Source organism: Mesorhizobium sp. M7A.F.Ca.CA.001.04.2.1 (assembly GCF_003998485.1).
Taxonomy (GTDB): domain Bacteria; phylum Pseudomonadota; class Alphaproteobacteria; order Rhizobiales; family Rhizobiaceae; genus Mesorhizobium; species Mesorhizobium ciceri.
Window position 1 is genome coordinate 1 of the sequence record NZ_RZQT01000128.1, and the last position, 17,854, is coordinate 17,854.

Here is a 17,854-nt window from a genome sequence, read left to right on the forward strand (position 1 = left end):
ACCATCACCAAAGTGGCCGATCAGACGAACCTTTTGTCGCTCAACGCTTCCATAGAGGCTGAGAAGGCCGGCCAATATGGCCGGGGCTTTGCAGTGGTGGCGACGGAAATCCGAAGGCTCGCGGACCAGACGGCTGTCTCCACATACGATATCGAACAGATGGTCAAGGACATCCAGTCGGCAGTCGCGGCCGGGGTGATGGGCATGGACAAGTTTTCCGAACAGGTCCGCCGGGGTATGCAGGAAATCCAGCAGGTCGGCGGGCAACTCTTCGAGATCATTCAGCAGGTTCAGGGGCTGGTGCCACGTTTCGAAGTCGCCAATGAAGGCATGCAAGCGCAGGCGACCGGCGCGGGGCAGATCAGCGACACGCTAACGCAGCTGAGTGAGGCAGCCCAGCAAACAGTCGAATCCCTTCAGCAATCGACGCTCGCGATCGACGAGCTCAATCAAGTCTCAGGCGGCATGCGAAGTAGCATTTCGAGGTTCAAGCTGAGAGCGTAGCGAGCCGGCAGTAGGGGGTGACAATGCTATTTCTCGCCTTCAGCATGGGTCTGGATCGCTACTTGATCGATGTCCACCAAATTGAAGAGGTGCTGCCTCGTCTCGATGTGAAGGTCCTGCCGGGTGCGCCAACCGGTGTGATGGGTCTAGTCAGCTACAACGGAATACCCATCCCGCTGATCGATGTTACTCTTCTTGCGCTTGGCCGGCCGTCGGAGCGCCTATTGAGCACCCGGATCGTTGTGACGCGCTATCACGCGCAGGATGGCGAGCAGCGCCTGCTGGGACTGATCGCGGAACGGGTGACGGATACGCTTGAGCGAGACCCTGCCGACTTCGCGCCGTTCGGACTTGAACCAGGAACCCCGCCCTATCTTGGGCCGGTGGCTTCCGATGGTTCGGAGATCATTCAGTGGGTCAAAGTGGCATCGCTGCTTTCGGAAGAGATACGTACCGCATTGCTCCGCCAGGCCGCGACCGGTGATCAATGACCGGCGCAATTGAAAAGCTCCTGACGGAAACCATCGGACTGGACAGTGCCAGCGTTGGTCCGACAGTGGTCCGTCAGGCGGTCAGAGATCGGATGGCAGCATGCCGGATAACCAACCCTCAGACCTATAAGGAACACTTGACCGGTTCCTCGCAGGAGTTGCAGGAGTTGATCAATGCGGTGGTGATCCCGGAGACCTGGTTCTTTCGCGACCGAGAAGCGTTCACCATGCTGGCGCGGCATGCGCGCGTGCACAAGCGTGCTCAGCCGATTAAAGTCCTGAGCCTGCCATGTTCAACCGGCGAAGAGGCCTATTCGGTCGCCATGGCCATGTTCGATGCCAGCTTTGAGGCGCACGAGTTCAAGATCGATGGTGTGGACGTCAGCAGCCGCAATATCGCGACGGCTGAACGCGCGATCTATGGGCGCAATTCGTTTCGCGGCAGCCATCTCGAATTCAAGGATCGCTATTTCGAAGCGGCCGAGAGCGGGTTGCGTCCTACAGCTGCGGTGCTGAAACAGGTTCGGTTCAGGGTAGGAAACCTGTTCGGCTCTCGCGCGTCTTTCGGGCAAGAAGTCTATGACATCGTGCTTTTCCGCAATCTGCTGATCTATTTCAATCGAGAGCTGCAGGATCGCGCGTTGATCTGCCTGAAGGACCTACTGGCCAAAGACGGACTCCTCCTGGTCGGTCCGGCGGAAGCAGCTCTTCCAAGGTTGCATGGCTTTATTTCCGCTGAATGGCCATTGGCCTTTGCCTTCCTGAAATCGGAGCCCGTCAAGACCACGGCGCCGACAGTTTCGGCCGCCATCCCGGTGCCGACGCCAACCCCGAAGGTCAACAAGAGCAAGCCTCTTCTTCGGCCCCGACCGACAATTGGCAATGAAGCCCGTGGCCAGGCGCCGGCCAAGCCGCTTGCACAGGCCTCGGAAAGCCTCATCGCGGTTGAACGGATCGCCAATGCAGGACGGGTAAAGGAGGCACAGGAGGTCGCCCTGGCGCATCTCAAGGAATTCGGTCCTTCCGCGCAAATCTTCTACTTGCTGGGCCTCGTCCAGGATGCGGATGGCGCAGCACCCCAAGCCGCGCAAAGCTATCGCAAGGCGCTCTATCTCGCGCCAAATCATCGAGAAGCTCTCATCCATCTGGCTTTGCTGCTTCGCAAGCAAGGCGACCATAACGGCGCCGAGGCCCTGGCTGGCCGGCTAGGCCGGGTCCAGAAAAGGAGCGGCAGCTGATGGCGGCTTCGACAGGGATCGCTCAGCCGTTGGAGCAGATTGAAATCGACGACTGCTGGCGGCAAATAGGCGTACGGGGTGACAAGTCATGTCCGCTGCTGGAGCAGCATCTCCACTGCCGGAATTGCCCGACCTATAAGAAGATTGCACGACACCTCCTCGACCGTGCGGCTCCCTCGGTATATCGCGACGAATGGCCTGGTAACGCTGGTCGAGCGGGGATCGATCCGGCCAACGGCGAGGCGCTGCAGACGGCTGTTCTCTTCCGTTTGGGGGAAGAATGGCTGGCACTTCCGGTCGGTATTTTTCATGAAGTGGCTGAATCTCGCCGCGTTCATTCACTTCCACATCGCAGAAACCGTGCACTGCTCGGTATTGCGAATGTCCGTGGTGAATTGCTCGTTTGCCTGTCCCTGGCTGAATTGCTCGGGATAGACGAGCGCAAGGAGGGGGAGCAAAGCACGCGAACCAAGGTATTTCGCCGCCTGGTTGTTGTGGGCGAGCGCGACAAGCGGGTTGCCTTTACGGTTGATGAGATCCACGGCTTACATCGCTATCGGGCGCGCGACACTCTCGCTGTGCCAGACACGATCGGAAAGGCGCTGTCGGCCGCTACTGTTGCCGTTCTGCCCTGGCAGGGACGGGCAGTTGGCTGTCTTGACCCAGGACAACTGCTCACGATGCTAGATCGGAGCATGGCATGACAGATGAGGACTTTAGCCAGGTTTCGATGCTCAGCCTCTTCCAGGCCGAACTGGAGACGCAGTCACAAGCGCTAACGGCTGGGCTTCTGGCACTGGAACGCAATCCCGTTGCCGCCGATGCCCTGGAAGCATGCATGCGTGCCGCGCATTCCCTAAAGGGAGCTGCCCGCATCATCGACCTGATGCCCGCGGTCAAAGTCGCAAATGCGATGGAAGATTGCCTGGTGGCCGCGCAACGTGGGAATGTGAGAGTGGGACGAGAGCATATAGATGCGCTCCTGCAAGGCTGTGACCTTTTGAAATTGATCGCATCGGGATCATCGAGCGAGCCCGCCAACTCAGAAGTTGAAACCTTTCTGGCGAAGTTCGAGGAATTATCCCTCCCCGAGGCAAAGCCCAGGCCCCAAGATTCAGCAGCTGATTTCGCAACTTCAGATGATGCCCTGGAGCAGCTGGCGACGACTTCTTCAGCGAACCTCCTCGTTGGGACGGTGCCGCAAGCCCACGCCATCGTCGGCTCTGATAGAATGGTTCGGGTGACGGCAGAAAGCCTGAACCGATTGCTCGGGTTGGCTGGCGAGTCGCTGATGGAAGCTCGGCGGCTCAGGCCATTCGCCGACGGGCTGCTGCGGCTGAAGCGCCTTCAATCGGACCTCGCAAGTGCGTTCGACAATCTTCATGCACTGCTGCCGCCGGGTTCAAACGATGGGGCAGCGGTGGAGGCGCTGGCTTCAGCCCAGCGAAAGCTTCGGTTGAGCCAAGCGTTCCTGGCGGAGCGTCTCGATGAATTGGATTCAGTGGATCGGAAAGCGACCGATCTTGCCAACAGATTGTACGATGAAACGTTGGCGAGCCGGATGCGGCCTTTCGAGGACGGCGTGCGACATTATGCGAGAACGGTCCGAGACCTCGGTCATACCCTTGGCAAGCGGGTGCGACTGGAGATCGTAGGCGGCTCGACCGGCATCGACCGCGATATCCTCGAGCGGCTCGATGCCCCTTTGGGGCATCTTTTGCGCAACGCTGTAGACCATGGGCTTGAATCGCCTGAGGAGCGCCTCGCGATGGGGAAACCCGAAGAGGGGCTCATCAGGCTCGAAGCGAGGCATAGTGCCGGGCTACTGCAGATAGCCGTGGTGGACGACGGCAAGGGGATCGAGCTCTCGAAGCTGCGCGAGACTGTCATCGCCCGGCAGCTTGCGACCAGGGAAAGTGCTGACACACTCAGCGAAACCGAATTGCTCGCATTCCTGTTTCTGCCAAGCTTTTCGATGAAAGCGGGCCTCACCGACGTGTCCGGCCGTGGTGTGGGGCTCGATGCAGTGCAGGCGATGACGAAAGAGGTCCGCGGAATCACGAGCGTTTCCTCGGAATTTGGTCGTGGAACCCGGTTTCAACTGCAGCTGCCGCTGACGTTGTCAGTCCTGCGCACACTACTCGTCGAAGTCGATGGGGAGCCCTATGCGTTTCCACTCGCCGCCATCTCCAAGACAATCAAATTGCAGCGGATGCAGATCAACCTGCTGCAGGGCCGACCGCATTTTCGCTTGAACGATCGACAGATCGGGCTGGTCACCGCGCGCGAGGTGCTGGATCGAGGTGAGCCCGGATCCGAACCGGACGAACTCTCGGTCGTCGTCGTGGATACGGGTCGGGGCGATGCGTACGGCCTGATCGTTGACCGTTTTCTCGGGGAACGCGAGTTGGTGATCAGACCTCTCGATCAACGATTTGCCAAGATCAAGGACATCAGCGCAGCGGCCCTGATGGAAGACGGTTCGCCTGTTCTGATCTTCGACGTTGATGATCTGATCCGATCGGTGGAGAAGCTTGCGTCGTCCAGCGGATTTCGAGCTCTTCGGCGCGCTGCGGGCGGTCCCGAGCCGAGCAGGCGCAAGCGCGTGCTCGTGATTGACGATTCCCTCACGGTCCGCGAACTCCAGCGCAAGATGTTGGGCAATCACGGTTATGATGTCGAAGTGGCGGTCGACGGTATGGACGGGTGGAATGCCGTCCGGTCTGGTCCTTTCGATCTCGTCGTCACTGACATAGATATGCCGCGCATGGATGGCATCGAGTTGGTGAGCTTGATCAGAAAGGACGCCCATCTCAAGAACACACCCATAATGATCGTTTCATACAAGGATCGGGAAGAAGATCGCTCGCGCGGGCTTGACGCCGGTGCGGACTATTATCTGACCAAGAGTACCTTTCAGGACGAGGCGCTGATCCATGCGGTCGTGGACATGATTGGCGAGGCGACTGAATGAGATCGAAATTGGAAGCCAACGAATGAGAATCGGCGTAGTCAACGACATGCCGATGGCGGTTGAGCTTCTGCGCCGGCTGGTCTTGTCGATCGGCGAACATCAGGTCGCATGGATCGCGACCAATGGGCGTGAGGCGGTCGAGGTCTGCAGACGTGATCTGCCGGATCTGATACTCATGGATCTAGCGATGCCAGAGATGGACGGCGTGGAAGCGACGCGCAGAATCATGGCGGAAACCCCGTGCTCAATCCTGCTGGTGACCGCCAGTATCGAAGCCAACCTCGCCGGTGTCTACGAAGCAATGGGCCATGGCGCGCTCGACGCGGTCGATATTCCGTCAGTAGGCATCGAAGGTAATGCGTCCTCGCAATCCGCACGGCTTCTAACGAACAAGATTGCGACGATCGGCAAGCTGATCGGTGATGCGCCGGCCAAGACAAAAAGGCGGATGTCACGTGACGCTGAGCCGACACCTCGACGCTTAATTGCAATCGGCGCCTCCGCGGGCGGGCCGGCCGCCGTTGCCGCAGTCCTGAGTGCGTTTCCCGTTGATTTTGACGGCGCGATCGTGCTCGTCCAGCATCTCGATGCTCAGTTCGTGCCGGGGCTTACTGATTGGCTGGGACAGCATACGCCTCTCCCGATCCGTCCGGCGCGGGAAAAGGATAGTCCTCAAGCGGGCACTGTTCTCGTAGCCAGTTCTGCGGATCATCTGGTTTTCAAGTCAGCTCAACAACTTGGCTATACGCCCAGCCCCAAGGACAATTTTTATCGGCCGTCCGTTGATGTGTTCTTCGGAAGTGCGGCGCAATGGTGGCCTGGCTCGGTGATTGGTGTCCTGCTCACAGGCATGGGCAGGGATGGCGCGCGCGGGCTAAGACAGCTCCGCGACAAAGGGCATCTCACGATCGCCCAGGATCGAGCAACCAGTGCAGTCTATGGCATGCCGAAGGCCGCCGCCGAAATCGGCGCGGCTGTTGATATTCTTCCTTTGAGTGCGATCGGCTCACGTATAATCGAAGCCTGCGAGCGCTCCACGTGAAAGGGCTCGTCCGATGACGCAAGAACCAGAGCTGGTCCCGCCACTCACAGACAACTATTCATCCATGGTTCTGCTCATCGATGATCAGATCATGGTTTGCGAGGCGGTCAGGCGCGCTCTAGCCAACGAACCCGATATTTCCCTACACTTCTGCACCGACCCGTTGAGAGCAATGACAGTCGCGGATGAGGTAAAGCCAACCGTTATCCTGCAGGATCTCGTCATGCCCGGCGTCGATGGGCTGCATCTGGTGCGAGAATACAGGAAGCATGCGTCGACACGCGCGGTCCCAGTCATTGTGCTGTCGAGCAAGGAAGATCCAGCCACCAAGGGCGAAGCCTTTGCTGCGGGAGCGAACGACTATCTCGTCAAACTGCCGGATCGTATTGAGCTGATTGCACGTATTCGATATCACACTCGGGCTTATCTGGATCACGTCCAGCGAGACGCGGCATACCGAGCGCTAAGGGAAAGCCAGCGACAGCTGATCAGTGCAAATCTCGAGCTTGAACGTCTGACGCGGATCGATGGCCTGACGGGCCTCGGCAACAGGCGCTATTTTGATGAATATCTGGCGGCCGAATGGAAGCGCGCTTTTCGCGCACAGTCCCCATTGTCGCTGTTGATGATCGATGCCGACAACTTCAAACGATACAACGATACCTATGGCCATATGGCCGGCGATGAGGTGCTCAAGCAAATCGCCCGCGTGATCCAGAGCGGTTCCGGACGCTCCACCGACCTAGCTGCGCGGTACGGAGGCGAAGAGTTCGTGGTCGTGCTGGTCGACACTTTACTGGAACAATCCAGTGCGATCGCAGAGCGGCTCGTCCAGGGCGTGCGGGAGTTGAACATACCCCACGGCCCGGATCGTGTGACCATCAGCGTCGGCGTTGCAACAGCGGTGCCCACCGCGGACGAGACGCCAAATGATTTCGTCAATGCTGCCGATTTGGCCCTATTTCGTGCCAAATCGGGAGGACGAAATCGTGTCGCGGTTCATATGTCCCGCAGCTAGACAAGCTCAACGTACTTCTCAGGCTAAGATGGAACTTTCTGAGCGTACGTTGAACGCGCCTGGGCTCGCCCGGCCTTCAAGAAGCTCTATGCCGACCAGCTCGCTTACTTTGCGGCTGGAGCTCGAACCCATCGTTAATGACCGCTGGGCGTCCGGTTCTGGGTGGGAACGTGCCGGTTCGCCTGATCGCTCGAATTTCTGCTTTTGGGATTCCGCTGGGGCCAGCTCAACGGCTGACTTGAGGCGCCAAGCGGAATATCGGCATCGCGCCGCGATGGTTGAGATTCAATCGCGGCTCAATGCTCGCCGGAGAGCACCGAAGCGAATGCGATATTGCGCCGGCGTCACCCCGACCTTGCGGCGGAAGAGACGCCCGAAAAAACTCGCATCCTCATAGCCGACTTCACTCGCCACCGCTTCGACCGGGAGATCGCCGGTCTCCAGCATCTGCTTGGCTTGCTCGAGCCTGAGCGCGTGGATGTAGTCGATTGCCTTCATTTCCGTGGCCTTGGCGAAGCGGCGCACGAAGGAGCGCTCGGACAGGCCTGACAACTTGGTCATGGCGGCGACGGGCGAGGGCGTCCGGTAGTTGCCTTCGGCCCATTTCTGGCAGCGGTTGATCACCGCGTCGTCGGTCTGGCGAAAGCGCATCAGCGCGGCGAAGGGCTGTTGGCCCATGTCGTGCCACTGCAGCATGTAGACCTTGGCGACCTGCATCGCCTCCTTGAGGCTGACGAAGCGCGCGATCAGATAGAGGGCGAGATCCTCCCAGCTCGAGCCGCCCCCGGCCATGACGATGCGGTGGGCCTCGCCGGTCAGCACGAGTGACTGGCCCGGCTTCACCTTAACGCCGGGATAGTTGTTCGTGAGCGTCTCGACATAGCCCCAGTGAATGGTGGCATCGCGATTGTCGAGTAGCCCGGCCTCGCCGAGCAGCACCGCGCCCGAACAAGCGCTGGCCAGCATGGCGCCGTCGTCATGCGCTCGCTTCAGCCATGCGGCTTCGGCGTCATACTGCCCGGCGACGCTTTCTCCCGGATTGACGAAGAAATCTGGAATACAGACGATGTCGGGTGGCGGGCAATCGGCAAGGCTGTGATCTGGGCGCATCCAGATGCCGTTTGCAGCGCGAAACGGGCTGCCGTCCCCAGCAACCACATAGGGCCGCATGCGCGGCGTGCCCGCCGCACCGCTGGTTATGAACAGGAAATCCCTGCCGGGCGAGGAAAACAGGTCGAACATGCCGTAGATCGTGGAGGCGGTAGCCTCCGGAACGGCAAGGATCGCCACATTCAATGGGCCGATCTGTTCAACCATGGCAGAAATGACCGCCTTTCAGCATTTTCGACTTTAGCGGCCCTGCCCGCGCCGCGCTAGCGTGTGTGAAACGAGGAGACCGCCACATGGCCGCCACCGCTACCCTTGCAGCATCGAGCATCGAAAGCTTCCGTTCCATCATGCGCGGCGAGGTGCTGGAGCCGTCGAGCCCATCCTATGACACGACGCGGATCGTCTGGAACGGCATGATCGACCGACGTCCCGCTCTCATCGCGCGCTGCCGGAGTTTTGCCGATGTCGAGGCGTCGGTGAATTTCGCGCGCGAAGAGCGGCTGGCGATCGCGATCCGCTCCGGAGGCCACAATGTTGCAGGCTACGCCGTCTGCGACGGCGGCCTGATGATCGACATGTCGCTGATGAATGGCGTGCGGGTCGCGCCCGGCCTCGATCGTGTCTTCGTCGAGGGCGGCGCTATTTGGGCCGATGTCGATGCGGCCACCACCCCGCTTGGTCGCGCCACGCCGGGCGGCCTGATTTCGGCGACGGGCGTTGCCGGCCTGACTCTTTCCGGCGGCATCGGCTGGCTGCGCGGCAGCCACGGCCTCAGCGTCGACAATCTGCTGGCGGCCGATCTGGTGACCGCCGATGGCCGCCTCATCCATGCCGACGCGACCCAGAACCCGGATCTCTTCTGGGCGCTGCGCGGCGGCGGCGGCAATTTCGGCGTGGTGACGAGCTTCGAGTTCAAGCTGCATCCGATCGAGCCGGAGCTGATGTTATGCGGTCCGGCCTATCCCGAAGAGCGCGCCAACGAGATCATTCCACTCTGGCGCGACTTCATGCAGACCGCACCCGATCGCCTGAGCGGCCTAGCGGAATTCTCCACGCTGCCGAACGATCCCTCGATTCCCGAGCGTGCAAGGGGCCGGCGCGTCCTGGCGCTTGCGCATGTCTATGACGGACTGGCCGACGAGGGCGAGCGGGTCGTGGCGCCCTTACGCAGTTTTGGAGCACCGCTTGTCGATTTCAGCGGCCGCATGCCGTATCGCACCATCCAGTCGCTCTATGACGGCCTGTTCCCGAAAGGCCGCGACCGTTGCTACTGGAAATCCACCTACCTCTCGCGCCTCGACGACGAGGTCATCGGGGAGATCACCGCGCGGATGGCGAAGCGGCCCTCCGAAATGACCTTCGCCTCGATCTGGAAGTTCGGCGGTTTCGTCCAGCGCGTTGCAGCCGATGCCACTGCCTTCGGTGACCGGTCCATGCCCTTCATGCTCAGCCTCGATGCCATCTGGCCAGGCGCTGATGAGGACGACGCGAACATCAGCTGGGTTCGCAGCTTCTGGCAGGACGTGCAGCGCTACTCGACCGGGCGCCTCTATCTGAACTTCCCCGGCCATGGCGAAGGAGCGGACCTCGTACGCGACGCCTTGGGAGCCGAAGCCTATGGGAGGCTCGCCAAGATCAAGCACAGATACGATCCGGACAATCTGTTCCGCCTCAACCAGAACATCCTGCCAATGCACTAACGCACAATTCAAGTCGGCGTACGGTAGCGACTCTCGCCTGGGCATTTGCCAAGTCACGAACGGCTTACGATCATTCGCCGAAATCCGAGCTCCCCGCACGCGCTGGATGATGATCAGTCTTCGCAGCGCGAAACCGTGCTAGTATTGGACTGCGGCTTCGTGCTTGAGGGGAACCGGCTTGAATAGCTCGCCGCCTACAACGTTCGTACTCAACGGCGTAACCGCCGACGTGAGTAGGGAGACCTTGCGCGACCAATTCAACAGGACAATCGCAGTTCGCCACCAGACCTTCGCGGTATTTCGCCACCTTCTGGAGAACGCTGATCGCGTCATCACCAAGGACGAGTTGATGACGGCGGTCTGGAACGGGCTAGCCGTCACCGATGACAGCCTGGTCCAATGCATTCACGAGATCCGTGCGGCGCTCACGACAGTCGCCAGGCCGTCGTGCAGACAGTGCCGACGCGCGGTTACAGGTTGGTCCTTCCCTCAAATGCCGGACCAAGAATGATTACAATTCTGGCGGCAGAATTGGCCGCCGAGGTCCGGCCGGCAGGCCAGGATGAGCGGAGCATTGCTGCACCTACCACGGCCTACAGGCAGGTCCTTGATCGGCTACTGATAGAACATACCGGTCGTGTCTTTGCGGCGGCGATGAGACAGTACTTGCGGAGTTTGCTGGCCCTGTGCAGACAATCGTTCACAGCTATGGATGCAAATCACGCCTTCCAGAACGGCTTTTGAAGTTCCGCCTCGACGGCAGCCAGGGTGAGACCGACGTCGTCGATCCGCTGAGGCCCATCTTCCGCCAGTCGCTTCAGTTCCTCGCGATAGTACTTGCGCTCGCGCCAGACCGCGACCAGGCCGCGCAGGGCGAAGAGTCTCGCCCAGACCGATACCGGTTCAGTCGTCCACGTCGGCTGTTCGCTCCAGAGAGACTGGTAGAGTCTTGAGGTAAGAGAAAGCTGCGTGCTCATTTGGCTCGTCCTTTCTTGGTGCTGCTAAAATCGATAACGCTACTTTGGCGGATGAGCGGACCTGCGTACTAAAGCGCGGCCGAAACTGTTCCGAAAAATTCCGAAACGTTTAATATGGCGGGATGCAACGGGTTCACCTCACCTTTGGTCCGTTCGTGCTCGACCCTGAGAAGGGGACGCTCCTGCGACATGAAATACCGATCTCCATCGGGCATCGCGGCATCACGCTGCTCGCCACGCTTGCGGCCCGGCCCGGCGACATCCTGACCAAGGCCGAGCTGATGGAAGCTGCCTGGCCGGGCCTAGCGGTCGAGGAAAGCAATCTCACCGTCCAGATTGCGACGCTGAGGAAGGCGCTCGGCCCCACCGACCAAGGTGGCGACTGGATCGCCACCGTGCCTCGCGTCGGCTACCGCTTCACCGCGCCTGTCGAGCGCGCGGAAGGTTCAGTGCAGCGACCAATCGCGCCGTCCGGCAAACCCACCATTGCCGTGCTGCCCTTCGCCAATTTGAGCGGCGATCAGGACCAGCATTATCTGAGCGACGGCATCACCGAAGATATCATCACTGAACTGGCGCGTTACCGGTCGCTCGTGGTGATCGCGCGTAATTCATCTTTTCAGTTTCGTGGGCCAGCGCCGGAGGCCGCGGAAGTCCACCGGCAACTCGGCGCGCGCTACCTCGTCGAGGGCAGCGTGCGACGGCTCGGGAGCCGTATCCGGATCACGGCGCAGCTGATCGACGGCGCCAGCGGCTTCCATTTGTGGGCTCAACGCTACGACAGGGCGCTTGAGGACATCTTTTCGGTTCAGGAGGAGGTGGCGGCCCTCGTGGCTTCAACCGTCCAAGGCGCCGCCGAGGCAGATGCGACTAGCCGCTCGCGGCGAACGCCGCCGGCCGATTGGGCCGCCTACGACTACTACTTGCAGGGTCGCGCGCACTACCATCAGTATGAAATGGACAAGGGCGAATCCATGTTTACCCGGAGCGCCGAACTCGATCCGACTTTTGCTCAAGGTCATGCCTATCTAGCGCAGTGCCTGGTTGCGCGATTCTGGTACGACCGCGATCCTCGTACGCTGCAAAGTGCCTTGCGGTCTGCGCGCACAGCGCTCCTGCTCGACCGGAATGACGGCATCTGCAACCAGAGCATGGGTCTCGTGCTTGTACATATGCGCCAGCATGGGGATGCCGGACTGCATTTCCAGCAGGCCCGTACGCTCAATCCGCACGACGTCAACATTGCCGGAGACTATGCAAGCTGGCTCAACTACGGCGGCCAGCCTCAGCAGTCCTTGGCGGTCCTCGAAAGGGCCATACTGCTCGACCCGTTGCCCCCGGTCTGGTTCTGGGAGGTGAAGGGAAGCGCGCTCTTCCTGCTCGGCCGATACGCCGACGCCATCGACGCTTATCGGAAGGCCGGCGACCAGTTCTTCATCCATGCCTTTCTCGCGGCGGCCTACGCCCATCTAGGCGAGATGGAAAAGGCGCATGTCGCAGTCGAAGCCACACTGAGGCTGCAACCGGACCTCTCGCTTGGCTACCTTGCCCACCTTCCCTTCGCAGACCCATCTTCCTTCGAACACTTCCTCTCCGGCTTCAGAAAGGCCGGCTTTTTATAGGATCCAGCCGGTCCGACAACTCATCGCCGCAGTTGCGTGCATGTGAGCAGTAAGAAGGACGACGGCAATGATAATCGACAGGACAACCTCCCATACTGTTGGAACCTGACATACGGGGTCATTGCTGGATCAGGCCCGTCGTCCAGCAACGCAGTCATGTTACCTTTGGCAGACCGTCCGCTTTCGGGCGAAGGTAAAGTTTGCCGAACTCCGAGATCAGGCGCATTGCTGCCGCCAGCCGGCAACCGCTGCGAGGGTGAGGAAGGACAATGGGATTGTGCCTGGCGCCAGGTCGCTCGCATCGAGAAGAAAGACCCGCCATGTGGAAGCTGCCGGACCCGATCACCACGGTCGGGCGTCACGGCATCCTGTTCGGGACCGCCATACTCCCATGAGTGTCAGCGACGGCTGGTTTCGACCTTCGGCAACAATATCTGGTTCGTCCTCGTGCATGTAAAACTGGAAAGAAACGCGCAGTCGCGACGTTCTCTACATTGCGGTACTTGACATGGACTCGATATCGCTCGCGCAGTATCCTCTCGGCTTGACGCGTGTCCACGGTGCCCGGAATGTCAGGCGCACGCGTGAGTTCACCAAGTGGGTTCTCTCGCTACCCGGCAGTGAGGCAGCCTCGCCTGGTCCGCTCGGATTGCTACCAATACCAGCTGTGTTTTGGGCATGCGTTTGAGGGCAAGTCTTCAGAGCCTCGCCGGACAGGTGGAAATGAGCTCGGTGCGATCAGGATGGACAATTGTGCTCGAACTTGACATAGCCGACGTCTTCGCGGCCCGCCATGCACTCGACGGCGATGGCCATCCCGGCTCCAACCTTGAAGCTGTTATCTGGCACTAACCATGGTCCGCCCCAGCCCAGTCCGAAGGAATGGCCATAGATTGGGTAGCCGCAAAAAATTCCGCGGCCGTCAAGAACATCGAGGACTGCCTTGTACAGATCGCTTGCCGTTACGCCAAGGCGGCATGCGGCCACGCCTGCCTCAATTCCGGCAATGGCACCGTCGTAGATTTCATTCTGCCGCGCGGACCACTTTCCCCGACAACGACAGACCTTGAGAAGTCCCAGACCTAGCCCTCGACAGAAGGCGATGAGGGCCTGCCCCTCAGACCCCGTGAACATCATGCGAACACGACGCCAAAAGCTTCATTGCCCTCATCTCGCGGCAGATCCAATGCTCACGCAAGGAATCAGCCGTCGGCGGCCGCTCAAAATTTACCATTCTCATGAATAGTCCCAAATATTTAACACCTACCGATATCTTGGCGGCTATAGTCCGGGCCGCGCTGGTGGACTTGGAAATATCTCGGCATGTGCGGTTTTAGCGGCTATTTCGGCACTGTCCGGGATGGGAGGGCGCTCCTTGAAAGGATGACGGCTGCCATTGCGCATCGCGGCCCCGATGAGCAGGGGTTCTTCACCACAAAGGCGGCCGGCCTCGGCCATGCGCGGCTGTCCATCGTCGGTCTCGGGGACGGCCAGCAGCCGATGTCCGATGCGACGGGCGATCTGACGATCGCCTTCAACGGCGAGATCTTCAACTATGTGGAACTGCGCGAGCAGCTTCGCGCGAAAGGCCGCCATTTCCGGACAACCAGCGACACCGAAGTGATCCTGCATCTCTATGACGAGATGGGGGAGGATTGCGTCTCCGCGCTCAATGGCGATTTCGCCTTTGCGCTCTGGGACGGCCGCCGCCGCCGCATGGTTCTGACGCGCGACCGCATGGGGGTCCGGCCGCTCTTCTATACAAGGCAGGGCGAACGGCTTTACTTCGCCTCGGAGGTCAAGGCGCTCCTCCAGGCCCCGGGCGTCGCGGCCGAGATTGATCCGGTCGCACTCGACCAGATCTTCACGCTCTGGGCCCCGATCGCGCCGCGCACGCCCTTCCGCAACATCTACGAGATCGAACCCGCAAGCCTGATGATCGTGCAAGAGGGCAGCGTCTCGACCCGGCCCTACTGGAGTCTGGAGTATCCCGACCGGGACGCGCCGCCCCGGCACGGGGACGAGCGTGCCGCGGCCGAGGAACTGCGCGCCCTCCTTACGGAGGCGACCCGCATCCGCATGCGCGCCGATGTGCCAGTCGGCGCCTATCTCTCGGGCGGCCTCGATTCCTCCATCACATCGGCGCTGGCGGCGGGCATGGCGCCGGGTGGTTTCAGGACCTTCTCCGTCACCTTCGATAGCGCCGAACATGACGAGAGCCCCTTCCAGCTCGAGATGGCCCGCGCGCTCGGCACGCATCACAGCGCCGTCGCCTGCGGGGAAGGCGATATCGCCGCCGTCTTCCCCGACGTAATCCGTTTCACGGAGCGGCCGATCCTGCGCACTGCCCCTGCCCCGCTCTACAAGCTCTCGAGCCTCGTGCGCGAGGCCGGTTTTAAAGTGGTGCTGACGGGCGAAGGCGCCGACGAAGTCTTTGCCGGCTACGATATTTTCAAGGAGGCCAGGGTTCGGCGCTTTTGCGGGAGACAGCCCGGCTCCCGCATCCGGCCGCATCTGTTCCGCAAGCTCTACCCCTATCTTCCGGGCCTAAGGCAGCAATCGGCCGAGTACCTGTTCTCCTTCTTCGGGGCTAGCGGCGCGACGCTTGACGATCCGCTGTTCTCCCATCGGCCGAGGTTCGACGGCACGGCGGCGACGAAGCTGTTCTACTCGGGCGATCTGCGTGCCACATTGTCCGGATATGACGCCGCCGAGGAGCTCGCCGCGCGGCTGCCCGAGGCGTTCGCCCGCTGGCATCCCTTGCATCAGGCGCAATATCTGGAAGCCCGCTTCCTTCTCCCTGGCTATATCCTGTCCAGCCAGGGCGACCGCATGGCGATGGCCCACGGCATCGAGGGCCGCTTTCCCTTCCTCGACCATCATCTGGTCGAGTTTGCCGCCGGCCTTCCTCCCGAGATGAAGCTGAAGGGGCTCGTGGAGAAGCATATTCTGCGGGAGGCGACCAAAGACCTGCTGCCGGCCGCCATCGGCCGGCGGACCAAGCAGCCCTATCGCGCACCGGATAGCCAGTCCTTCGTTGGGCCGGGCACGAGGGACTATGTCCAGTCGGCCCTGGGCGACGCCGCAGTCAGCGCCGGCGGGCTCTTCAATCCGAAGGCAGTGGCAAAACTACATGAGAAATGCAGCCGCCAGCCGGCCTCCGGCTTTCGCGACAACGCGGCCTTTGTCGGCATCCTGTCGACGCAGCTGTGGCTGACGACTTTCACCGGCACAGGCATTTGCAACGCAAAGGCCGCCTGACACCACCAAGGAAAGCGAACGACATGACCGATACGATCCAAGACGCAGTGAAGGCCTTTGTCATCGAGAACTTCCTGTTCGGCGACACCACCCACGCCCTCGCCGATACGGACTCGCTGATCGAGAACGGCATCATCGATTCGACCGGCGTTCTGGAACTGGTGGCCTTTATCGAGGACCATTGCGGAATCACAGTTGCGGACGCCGATATCGTGCCGGCCAACCTCGATTCACTGGCGCGCATCACGGCCTTCATCACAGCGAAGACCGCATCGCTCGTCGCGGCGTGACGGCTGGCAGCGGAAGGCCCGAGCTCATGCGGGTCGAGCAATTCCTCATCACGAACGCGGCCGCGCATGGCGCGAAGACGGCGCTTGTCACCGACCGGGAGCGGTTGCGCTATGACGAGCTCGACGATCTGTCGAACCGGCTTGCGACCGCTCTCGCCGAGAATGGCGTGCAGCGCGGCGACCGCGTTCTCGTCTTCATGGACAATTGCTGGGAAGCCGCCGTCTCGATCTTCGCGGTTCTCAAGGCGGGCGCGACCTTCAGCCCGATCAACGCCTCCACCAAGGCCGACAAGCTCGCTTATGTCATCGACGATTGCGAGGCTGCGGCGATCCTGACTCAGGCCAAGCTGATGCCTGTCGTGATCCAGGCGCGTGCGCTGTCGGACCGGCCGTTCTTCGTCGCGTCGACGCAAGCGCCATCCAGCCATACGCCGGATGGCGCTGCCTCCTTCGAGGATTGTCTCAAGGTCGCGCCCGTGCCCATTCGCCATGGCGGGATCGACATCGACCTCGCCATGCTGATCTACACCTCGGGCTCCACCGGCCGCCCCAAGGGCGTGATGATGACGCATCGCAATATCGATGCCGCGGCCGAATCCATCACGACCTATCTGCGCAACACCCGTGACGACATCATCATCAATGTCCTGCCCCTGGCTTTCGACTACGGCCTCTATCAACTGCTGATGGCGACGAAGCTCGGCGCGACCCTCGTCCTCGAAAAATCATTCGCCTTTCCGCAGGCCATTTTCGAGCGCATCCGCGCCGAGAAGGTCACCGGTTTCCCGCTGGTGCCGACGATGGCGGCGCTGATCCTGCAGATGCGCGATTTGGCGCCGGGTTTCCTGCCGAGCCTTCGCTATATCTCGAACACCGCCGCCGCCCTGCCGCCGGTGCATATCGCCCGGCTGCGCGAGCTGTTCCCCGGCGTACGGCTCTTTTCCATGTACGGTCTGACGGAATGCAAGCGCTGCACCTACCTGCCCCCGGAGGAGCTGGACCGCCGGCCGGGTTCCGTCGGCATCGCTATTCCCAACACGGAAGCGATCGTCGTCGACGATGAGGGCAACCGCGTGCCACCGGGCGTGGCGGGCGAGTTGGTCATCCGCGGCCCGCATGTCATGCAGGGCTATTGGCGCAACGACGTGGCCACGGAGCAGATGCTGCGTCCCGGGCCGCATCCCTGGGAAAAGCGGCTCCACACCGGTGACCTGTTCCGGACGGACGAGGACGGCTTCCTTTATTTCGTTGGCCGCAAGGACGACATCATCAAGACGCGCGGCGAAAAGGTCGCCCCCAAGGAAGTCGAAACTGTGCTGCACGCCCATCCAGGCATCGTGGAAGCCGTGGTGACCGGCGTGCCGGATCCGGTGCTCGGCCACGCCATTGCCGCCCTCGTCGTTCTCTCGGACGAGACCCTGAGCGAGCGGGACATCATTCGCTACTGCGCCGTTCATCTCGAGGATTTCATGGTGCCGAAGCTCATCGAGTTCCGCCGCGAGTTGCCGAAGACCGATACCGGAAAGGTCAGCCGAAGGCTGGCGGCCGAAACGTTGGGGACTGCAGAATGAACCTCTCCCTCGCCCCGAGCCGTCCCGCCTTCTCGGCCGACGCGCTGACGCTCGAC

Annotated in this window: 16 protein-coding genes; 13 read left to right on the plus strand and 3 right to left on the minus strand. The window is 61.1% G+C overall.

The genetic code is table 11. From position 1 onward, the window contains the following. The 7 genes from EN955_RS28035 to EN955_RS28065 all read left to right on the plus strand — a co-directional run. A partial coding sequence (locus EN955_RS28035; protein WP_245492846.1) for a methyl-accepting chemotaxis protein occupies nt 1-504 on the plus strand: 504 nt, incomplete at its 5' end. 23 nt (nt 505-527) lie between these two features. After that, complete coding sequence (locus EN955_RS28040) at nt 528-995, plus strand: chemotaxis protein CheW (protein ID WP_024505313.1); 468 nt, start codon at nt 528-530, stop codon at nt 993-995. Beyond that, nucleotides 992-2,233: a protein-glutamate O-methyltransferase CheR gene (locus EN955_RS28045; protein WP_013525367.1), complete on the plus strand. Its 1,242-nt coding sequence runs from the start codon at nt 992-994 to the stop codon at nt 2,231-2,233. The genes EN955_RS28040 and EN955_RS28045 overlap by 4 nt, the downstream gene beginning before the upstream one ends. Further along, complete coding sequence (locus EN955_RS28050; RefSeq protein ID WP_024505314.1) at nt 2,233-2,937, plus strand: chemotaxis protein CheW; 705 nt, start codon at nt 2,233-2,235, stop codon at nt 2,935-2,937. The genes EN955_RS28045 and EN955_RS28050 overlap by 1 nt, the downstream gene beginning before the upstream one ends. Further along, nucleotides 2,934-5,207: a hybrid sensor histidine kinase/response regulator gene (locus tag EN955_RS28055; protein WP_024505315.1), complete on the plus strand. Its 2,274-nt coding sequence runs from the start codon at nt 2,934-2,936 to the stop codon at nt 5,205-5,207. The genes EN955_RS28050 and EN955_RS28055 overlap by 4 nt, the downstream gene beginning before the upstream one ends. 22 nt (nt 5,208-5,229) lie before the next feature. Next, a complete protein-coding gene (locus EN955_RS28060; RefSeq protein ID WP_024505316.1) occupies nt 5,230-6,249 on the plus strand; it encodes a chemotaxis response regulator protein-glutamate methylesterase in 1,020 nt (339 codons plus the stop codon). Between the two features lie 64 nt (nt 6,250-6,313). After that, complete coding sequence (locus EN955_RS28065) at nt 6,314-7,267, plus strand: PleD family two-component system response regulator (protein ID WP_281033286.1); 954 nt, start codon at nt 6,314-6,316, stop codon at nt 7,265-7,267. 285 nt (nt 7,268-7,552) lie between these two features. On the opposite strand, the gene EN955_RS28070 is transcribed toward EN955_RS28065, so the two are convergent. Beyond that, nucleotides 7,553-8,584 (minus strand): helix-turn-helix domain-containing protein, encoded by a 1,032-nt coding sequence (locus EN955_RS28070; RefSeq protein WP_024505318.1) that lies wholly within the window; start codon nt 8,582-8,584, stop codon nt 7,553-7,555. 86 nt (nt 8,585-8,670) lie between these two features. Here EN955_RS28070 and EN955_RS28075 point away from each other — a divergent pair, with 86 nt between their 5' ends. Both EN955_RS28075 and EN955_RS35640 read left to right on the plus strand, forming a co-directional pair. Next, the gene (locus EN955_RS28075) at nt 8,671-10,077 is read left to right on the plus strand and encodes an FAD-binding oxidoreductase (RefSeq protein WP_024505319.1); all 1,407 of its coding nucleotides are present in this window, start codon (nt 8,671-8,673) and stop codon (nt 10,075-10,077) included. Between the two features lie 244 nt (nt 10,078-10,321). Further along, the gene (locus EN955_RS35640; protein WP_245467552.1) at nt 10,322-10,588 is read left to right on the plus strand and encodes a winged helix-turn-helix domain-containing protein; all 267 of its coding nucleotides are present in this window, start codon (nt 10,322-10,324) and stop codon (nt 10,586-10,588) included. A gap of 208 nt (nt 10,589-10,796) precedes the next feature. Here the strand turns inward: EN955_RS35640 and EN955_RS35645 are convergent, their stop codons facing one another. Then, nucleotides 10,797-11,054 carry a hypothetical protein gene (locus EN955_RS35645; RefSeq protein WP_013525360.1) on the minus strand — a complete coding sequence of 86 codons (258 nt, stop codon included), beginning with the start codon at nt 11,052-11,054 and terminating at the stop codon, nt 10,797-10,799. 122 nt (nt 11,055-11,176) lie between these two features. Here EN955_RS35645 and EN955_RS28090 point away from each other — a divergent pair, with 122 nt between their 5' ends. Further along, the gene (locus tag EN955_RS28090) at nt 11,177-12,676 is read left to right on the plus strand and encodes a winged helix-turn-helix domain-containing tetratricopeptide repeat protein (RefSeq protein ID WP_024505322.1); all 1,500 of its coding nucleotides are present in this window, start codon (nt 11,177-11,179) and stop codon (nt 12,674-12,676) included. Between the two features lie 738 nt (nt 12,677-13,414). Here the strand turns inward: EN955_RS28090 and EN955_RS28095 are convergent. Beyond that, a complete protein-coding gene (locus EN955_RS28095; protein ID WP_024505323.1) occupies nt 13,415-13,813 on the minus strand; it encodes a M24 family metallopeptidase in 399 nt (132 codons plus the stop codon). 186 nt (nt 13,814-13,999) lie between these two features. Here EN955_RS28095 and asnB point away from each other — a divergent pair, with 186 nt between their 5' ends. The 3 genes from asnB to EN955_RS28110 are packed head-to-tail and all read left to right on the plus strand — an operon-like array spanning nt 14,000 to nt 17,798. Further along, complete coding sequence (gene asnB / locus EN955_RS28100; protein ID WP_024505324.1) at nt 14,000-15,937, plus strand: asparagine synthase (glutamine-hydrolyzing); 1,938 nt, start codon at nt 14,000-14,002, stop codon at nt 15,935-15,937. A 23-nt stretch (nt 15,938-15,960) separates the two neighbouring features. After that, nucleotides 15,961-16,227 carry an acyl carrier protein gene (locus EN955_RS28105; RefSeq protein WP_013525356.1) on the plus strand — a complete coding sequence of 89 codons (267 nt, stop codon included), beginning with the start codon at nt 15,961-15,963 and terminating at the stop codon, nt 16,225-16,227. A 26-nt stretch (nt 16,228-16,253) separates the two neighbouring features. Beyond that, nucleotides 16,254-17,798, plus strand: coding sequence for a class I adenylate-forming enzyme family protein (locus EN955_RS28110; RefSeq protein WP_024505325.1), 1,545 nt, complete (start codon nt 16,254-16,256; stop codon nt 17,796-17,798). The last annotated feature ends 56 nt before the right edge of the window (nt 17,799-17,854 follow it).